The sequence below is a fragment of the Streptomyces sp. S6 genome, assembly GCF_054880855.1.
In genome coordinates this window covers 1-6462 of the sequence record NZ_JBTYMC010000346.1, presented here as the reverse complement: position 1 = coordinate 6462, position 6462 = coordinate 1, and the positions used below count along the sequence as shown (strand labels likewise).

At 69.3% G+C, this 6462-nt stretch carries 7 protein-coding genes; 5 read left to right on the top strand and 2 right to left on the bottom strand.

What is annotated here, in order from left to right; all coding sequences use genetic code 11:
- The 5 genes from ACVNF4_RS30625 to ACVNF4_RS30605 all read left to right on the top strand — a co-directional run.
- Nucleotides 1–427, top strand: a 427-nt coding sequence (locus ACVNF4_RS30625; RefSeq protein ID WP_461806140.1) for a hypothetical protein, incomplete at its 5' end; no start/stop codon positions are given.
- A 7-nt stretch (nt 428–434) separates the two neighbouring features.
- A complete protein-coding gene (locus ACVNF4_RS30620; protein WP_461806139.1) occupies nt 435–824 on the top strand; it encodes a hypothetical protein in 390 nt (129 codons plus the stop codon).
- Between the two features lie 200 nt (nt 825–1024).
- Nucleotides 1025–1372, top strand: a complete 348-nt coding sequence (locus ACVNF4_RS30615; protein ID WP_461806138.1) for a hypothetical protein — start codon at nt 1025–1027, stop codon at nt 1370–1372.
- A gap of 298 nt (nt 1373–1670) precedes the next feature.
- On the top strand, nt 1671–1802 hold the full coding sequence (locus tag ACVNF4_RS30610; protein WP_461806137.1) for a hypothetical protein: 132 nt from the start codon (nt 1671–1673) through the stop codon (nt 1800–1802).
- A gap of 351 nt (nt 1803–2153) precedes the next feature.
- Entirely contained in the window at nt 2154–3359 is a 1206-nt protein-coding gene (locus ACVNF4_RS30605) for a winged helix-turn-helix domain-containing protein (RefSeq protein WP_461806136.1), read from the top strand.
- A gap of 7 nt (nt 3360–3366) precedes the next feature.
- Here ACVNF4_RS30605 and ACVNF4_RS30600 read toward each other — a convergent pair whose 3' ends face one another.
- Together ACVNF4_RS30600 and hpf are read right to left on the bottom strand one after the other, a co-directional pair.
- Nucleotides 3367–4113, bottom strand: coding sequence for a response regulator (locus tag ACVNF4_RS30600; protein ID WP_461806135.1), 747 nt, complete (start codon nt 4111–4113; stop codon nt 3367–3369).
- 205 nt (nt 4114–4318) lie between these two features.
- Nucleotides 4319–5017, bottom strand: coding sequence for a ribosome hibernation-promoting factor, HPF/YfiA family (gene hpf / locus ACVNF4_RS30595; RefSeq protein WP_461806134.1), 699 nt, complete (start codon nt 5015–5017; stop codon nt 4319–4321).
- Between the last annotated feature and the right edge of the window lie 1445 nt (nt 5018–6462).

Sequence of the window (6462 nt, the reverse complement as noted above, 5' to 3'; positions counted from 1 at the left end):
GAGGCAACGTGTGCTGGAGGAACGTGAGTTGGTGATCCGGCGTTATCGGCTGGGGGCGCCGTTGAGTGGGCTTGCGGAGGAGTACGGGGTGACCGCCGGCTGGTTGGGGCGATGGTTCGACGAGTGGGGCGAGCAGCGCCGCAACCTCGTCGACGCGTTGCTGTACCGGCGGGCCGGTGCGCGGGTGTTCAGGGGGCGGGCCCAGCGGCGCAGCAGCGCGGAAGTGCGGGTGGCGCGTGCCGGGTTCGTCAGGGCGCGGGAGTTGGTGGTCCGGCGGTATCAACAGGGCGTGTCCGCCGCCGCGTTGGCCCGCGAGTTCCGGGTCAGTCCGACGTTCGTCGCCGAACGGCTCGTGGAGTGGGGGGTGATCCGGCGAGAAGGGGGCGACCCGGTGTCGTCCGTCCGGGAAGCCTCAACCGATCTGTGAGGGCGTCATGTTGCAGTGCACCGGGGTCAGGCTGGTGCCCGTGCGGGAGGTGCTGGCCTTGTTGGAGTCGGCGCCCGAAGGGGCGTACGAGGACTGCGAGTTCGCGGAGGGGTACGTCTGCTGCGAGCTGGCGGAAGGGCATCCGGGGGAGCACGCCGACTTCCTGTGGGACGGGGAGGCCGAGGACGACGGGCAGTGGATCCTGTGGGGCGAGGACGGGTTCCGGTTCGCCGTCCTGCGGTGGTGCGAGGCCTCACACACCAACGGCGACGCCTGCGGGCTGTTCGGCGCGCATCCCCTCGTCCACGCCTGGGACATCTCCGACCCCACCGTCGAAACACTCCTCCAGGACCTGACCACGAACCCCGAGAACTGGGGCCTACCGGAGGACCCGTAACAGCACGCCTCCCGCCGGGCCGACCGTCCCGCGTTCGTCACCTGCCTGTTTCCGTGTTTCCCAAAACGTCGTCACGCAGCGGGTGTTGGTGCTAGCGTGCGCTGCACAACATCAAACAAGGTGGCCCCGCCAGGACTCGGAGTGTTAGCGCACTCCGCTGACGGGGCCGTGACGACATCACCCTTGGAAGGACTGTCGCCGTGCGCCACTCTATCGCGCGCGCCATCTCGGCGTGCCTGCGTACCCTCTTCTCCCTCCTGCTCCCCGCCACGGGCAAACGCCGCAAGCCGCAGGCCGCCCCGGCAGTGGCCCCCACCCCCCAGCTGTATGTAAGCCCCTGGTCCCGACCGTGGACCGGACCCACGAAGGAAGAAGCGGCGGAACTCTTCCGCCGACAGGCCACAGCGGACGCTGAGCGCGAAACCCGCCTCCAGTACGAACGCCGCCAGGCAGCGGCATACGCGAGCCTCGGCATGGACTACCCGTACACCTACGACGGTGCCCCCTTCGGGCCGGACGCGTTCGCCGCGACCGAGATGAGCGCGTGAACCACCACACCCCCGCCACATCGAGCGCGCGAGCGGCCCCGGAGTCACCCCCGACCGCGTCGTCATCGTCGGCGTGCACTCCGCGGCGGACGACGGGGGTTGCCGTCCTCACGTCAGGCAGGATGCTCGCACTGTTCGAAGACGCCCCGGACACCGCGTCGGCGGACACCGCGAAGCCGAGCACGGGCGTACCGACACCGGACGCCGCACAGACCGCCGCACCCAACCGCGCCCTGGGTGCCATCGGCCCGAGACTCACCGAAAAGGAGTCGCAGGCCGTCAGCAAGTCTCGCAGCGTGTGTCCGGACATCCGGCCGCAACCGTCCAGAGCAACGCTCAGGCCCGCTCCAAGGGCGGCCTGGTGCCGAGCCTCACAGACGACCAGGCGGCGGACATCATGACCACCGTGAAGGCATCGTTCTGCGACTGACCAGACCAACCCGGAGCCCCGTTCGGCCAACGTCGGACGGGGTTTCGTCGCTTCCACCGGGTGACCACCGGGTTCACCCAAGCTTGACCTTGCTCAGAGCCATCAGTTGCGAGCATCCGGTCCGGCGCGTGAGGACGAGGCCCGTCCAGGGCCAACCCCACCCACCACTCCAAAACCACCTCCCCCACTTCAGCCCACCCCAACAGCCCGTCCGGCGCGTGAGGACAAGCCCCCTCCAGGGCCGCTCCACCCCCAACCCACCCACACCCCCACCCACCCCCCGGGTCGGCGCGGGCAAGAAAACCCCAGCTCAACCCCCACTGTCAGACCCACCCCTTATCGTCCGAAGACATGACGCCCCTCCCGCCCCCAACCACCACCCTCACCCCGGACGAAGCCCGCCGCATCATCCTCAGGGCCCAGGGCCTCCTAGGCACCCCCGACCGAAAATCCGGCGTCCGAGGCACCCTCCGCCACCTCGGCGCCGTCCAACTGGACACCATCTCGGTCCTGGCCCGCTCCCACGAACTCATCCCGTACGCCCGCCTCGGCGCGGTAGGCCGCAAGACAGTGGAATCCGCCTACTGGACCCCCACCACCCCCCAAACACCCCCGCACGCCTTCGAATACTGGTCCCACGCCGCCTGCATCCTCCCCATCGAGGAATGGCCCCACTTCGCCTTCCGCCGCCGCGCCTACCGCAACCGCCCCCACTGGCACCACACCCTCCCGGACGGCGTCTACGCCAAGGTCCTCGACCAACTCCGCGCAGAAGGCCCCCTCACCGCCACAGACCTGGGCGGCGCGAAGAGAACGAGCGAATGGTGGGACTGGTCCGGCACCAAGGTCGCGGTAGAACGCGCCCTGATGTACGGCGAAGTCGTCTGCGTAGACCGCAAAGGCTGGAAACGCGTCTACGACCTGGCGGAGCGAGCCATCCCGAAAGACCTCCTGCACGACGATCTGACCGACAGGGAATGCATCCGCCGCCTGGTCCGCCTGGCCGGCGAGGCCCTCGGCGTAGGCACGAGATCCGACATCGCCGACTACCACCGCCTCAAATCCGACCAGGTGGACGACGTCCTCGCGGACTCGGGCCTGATTCCGGTGACGGTGGACGGCTGGTCCAAACCCGCCTGGGCCGACCCGAAGGCCCTGGAGACCGCCCCGAGGGGCCGCCACCGCACGACCCTGCTCTCCCCGTTCGACTCCCTCATCTGGGAACGCGCCCGCACGGAACGCGTCTTCGGCTTCACCCACCGCCTGGAGGCCTACGTCCCCAAGCCCAAACGCATCCACGGCTACTTCGCGATGCCGGTCCTGGCCGGCGGCAAACTGGTCGGCAGAGTCGACCCGGCAAGAGAGTCCGGCACCCTCGTCGCGAAACAGGTCTCCCTGGACGGCCCGAAGTCGATCCCGGCGGTGGCCCAGGCCCTGGTGGAAGCCGCGAGCTGGGTGGACTGCAAGGACATCAGGGTCGAACGGGTCGACCCCCCGTCCCTCCAGGACGCCTTGGCGAAGGAGACGAGAAGGACCCTGGCCGCGACCCTAAGCTGACACCCACTCACCGGATCTCAAGAATCTTCTCCCGCATCGCATAGACCACCGCCTCCATCCTGGAGTGCAGTTGGAGCTTCTCCAGGATGTTGCGCACATGGTTCTTCACGGTGTTCTCGGAGATGAACAACTCCTTGGCGATGTCCCGGTTGTTCATCCCGGTGGCCACGAGTTTCAGCACTTCGAGTTCCCGATCGGTGAGCCGAGGCGCGGGCACGAGCCGCCGCTCGTCCGTCCGCTGGATCATCGATTTGAACTCGGTGAGCAGTTTCGACGCCATCGAGGGACTGATCTGCGACTGCCCGTCAGCGACCGCGCGAATCGCGGTGGCGACCTCGTCCGTCGAGATCTCCTTGAGGAGATATCCCGTGGCCCCCGCCTTGATCGCGTCGTAGAGGTCGGCTTCCTCATCGCTTATGGTCAACATGATGATCTTGGCGCTGGGAGCCACCTCCTTGATCGAGGTACACGCCTCGATCCCCCCGCGCTTGGGCATCCGGACGTCCATCAGCACGATGTCGGGCAGCAGATCCGCCGCCTTGTCGACAGCCTCGGCCCCGTCCCCCGCCTCCCCGACGACCTGGATGTCCTCCTCGGCCGCGAGCACGATCTCCAGCCCCCGGCGGAACAGCGCATGGTCGTCCACGACAAGCACTCTGATCGGCTCCCCCCGCAAGGTGCCCGCGTCCGGGCCCATGCCGACGACGCTGTCGCGCGCGTCCTCGTCCCGCATCGGTCCGAAGCTGTCCGCCATCGTTCCTCCCCCTGAGGCTGGGGCCGTTGGTCTGGTGCCATCGCCAACCCGAGGCAACGGCCCACTCGTTGAGCCGCCCTGGCCATGATTCCATGCCCTGGCGACAACGCGGTGACGGAGCAAGGCGTGAACTGGTCGCACGGGGGTGCCCCTGGGGGCGCACACGCGCTCCAGGGGCACCCGTCGGGTCATGACCGGCGCGCGGTCAGCCGCCGAGCGTGCCGCCGGAGTCGGAGGCGTGCGCCTGCGCGGTGACCATCGTGTCGGTCTGGAGGTGGATCACCCCGTAGTCGTAGGCGTGCCGCCGGTAGACGACGCTGGGTTCCTTGGTCTCGGAGTCGACGAAGAGGTAGAAGTCGTGTCCGACCAGTTCCATCTCGTAGAGCGCCTGGTCGAGGGTCATCGGGGCCGCGGCGTGGTTCTTCTCGCGGACGACGAGGGGGCCGTCACCCTGCACCTCCAGCGAGCCCATCCGCTTGGTGGGGACGCCGTCGGCCCGGCCGGGGTCGACCGGCTCGCCGTTGCTGCCGCTGAGGGTGGCCACGCCAGGGACGTGGTCGGGGACCTCCGCCGCCGTCAGCCGGCGGGAGCCGCGCCGCGTGTAGCGCTTGTCGTGCTGCTTGCGCAGCTGTGCGTCGAGCTTCTCCGCCGCCAGGTCGAGTGCCGCGTACGGGTCGCTGGCCGCCGCTTCCGCCCGGATCACCGGGCCGCGGGAACGCAGCGTGATCTCCACCCGGTCGCACCGTTCGGCCTGTCGGGGGTTCGGCTCCTTGGACACCTCGACGTCCAGGCTGATCACCTTGCCGTCGAGCTTCTGGATCTTCTCCAGGTTCAGCTTCTCGGCCACGTGCTTGCGGAACCGCTCGGCCACTTCGGTCTTACGGCCCTTGACGACGATGTCCACGCAGAACTCCGTTCCCGGATCGCTCCGCTCCGTCGCGGAGCATCTCCCTTTCGCACCAGATTCCGGTGAGCCCCGGAACCTTCTGACTCGGTGACGTCCACCTCCCTCCCCCGAAGGAGAGATCCACATCCTGGATGCCGCGGGTGATTTTCCCGAAACCGCAGCACGGCATTCGGATTCGAGAGATACGGCCTTCGGCTTTGTCTCTCTGAACCGAACATATCTCGCCCGGACGGATGTCGTCACCCTCTACCCGGCTGTACCTCCGTTCAGGTGAATTGCGCCTCTCACCAGCTGCAACGAAGCACCTTCTCGATCAGTTCCGGTTTATTTCAAAAGAATCCGGTGACCCCGCGACCACGGCCGCGCACAGCACCCCACGCCGCCTCCTCTCCACCGGGTCCGGCCCTGCACGGGCGACTTCACCGGACACTCCTTCACCTCCCCCCTCACACGCCTCCCCAATCACACGCGCGGCCTCCGCGAGCGAAGCCCCGGTCGTGACGACGTCGTCGACGAGCACCACAGCCCTCCCCCTCAGCACCCGGGCCCCCGCCCCGCTGACCCGCAGCGCCCCGGCAAGGTTCTCCCGCCGCTCCCGACCCCCCAGCCCGGCCTGGTCAAGCACCCCCGCCCGCTGCCGCAGAACAGAGGCGACCCGCACCTCCACCCCACCCCTGCGCAGCACCCCCGCCGCCGCCAACGCCACCCGCCGCACCGGATCATGCCCCCGAGCCCGCACAGCCCCCCGCCCAGAAGGCACAGGCACCAACAACACCCCACCCCCAAACACCCCCGGCTCCTCCGTGCCCCCGCCCAACCCCACCCCAACCCCGTCCAACCCCACCCGAACAGCCCGAGCCATCCCCACCCCCAACGCCCCCACCAACCCCAACGCCCCCCGCTCCTTATGCGCGAGCAACACCCCGCGCACCACCCCGGCATACGGCCCCGCCGCACACACCGCCGGCAACCCATCCACCTCACCCTCCGCCCGCACCCACCGCGCCGCACCCCCGCTCACCGCCTCCCGACACTCCCCACAGAGCACAGTCCGCCCCCGCCCACACCCCGCACACTCCCCCGGCAACACCAGGTCCCCAAGCTCTCCCCACCACCGCAGTGCACCGTTCACACACCCCACTGTGCCCACCCAATCCCCCGCCCGCCACCCCTGTGGAAAACCCCCGACATGCCCGCATCAACCTCCCAGCCCCCTGCCCCCTGCCCCACCCACCACCACCTCCCCCACCCCAGCCCCGGACAGCCGCACCCCCTCACCCCCACCAACCCGCAGCCACCCCGCCTCCTCGCCCCAACTACGACAAGCCGCGCCGCCTCCCACCCGCACCCGCGTCCCCTCCCCAGCCCCGGCCAACAGCACCACCCCACAACCCGCAGAGCCCCCTCCCCAGCCCAGCCCTGCCCCGCCCCGCCCCGCCCTG

Coding starts and splice junctions, on each gene's coding strand:
- ACVNF4_RS30620 (WP_461806139.1), top strand. CDS start 435: ATGTTGCAGTGCACCGGGGTCAGGCTGGTGCCCGTGCGGGAGGTGCTG.
- ACVNF4_RS30605 (WP_461806136.1), top strand. CDS start 2,154: ATGACGCCCCTCCCGCCCCCAACCACCACCCTCACCCCGGACGAAGCC.
- ACVNF4_RS30600 (WP_461806135.1), bottom strand. CDS start 4,113: ATGGCGGACAGCTTCGGACCGATGCGGGACGAGGACGCGCGCGACAGC.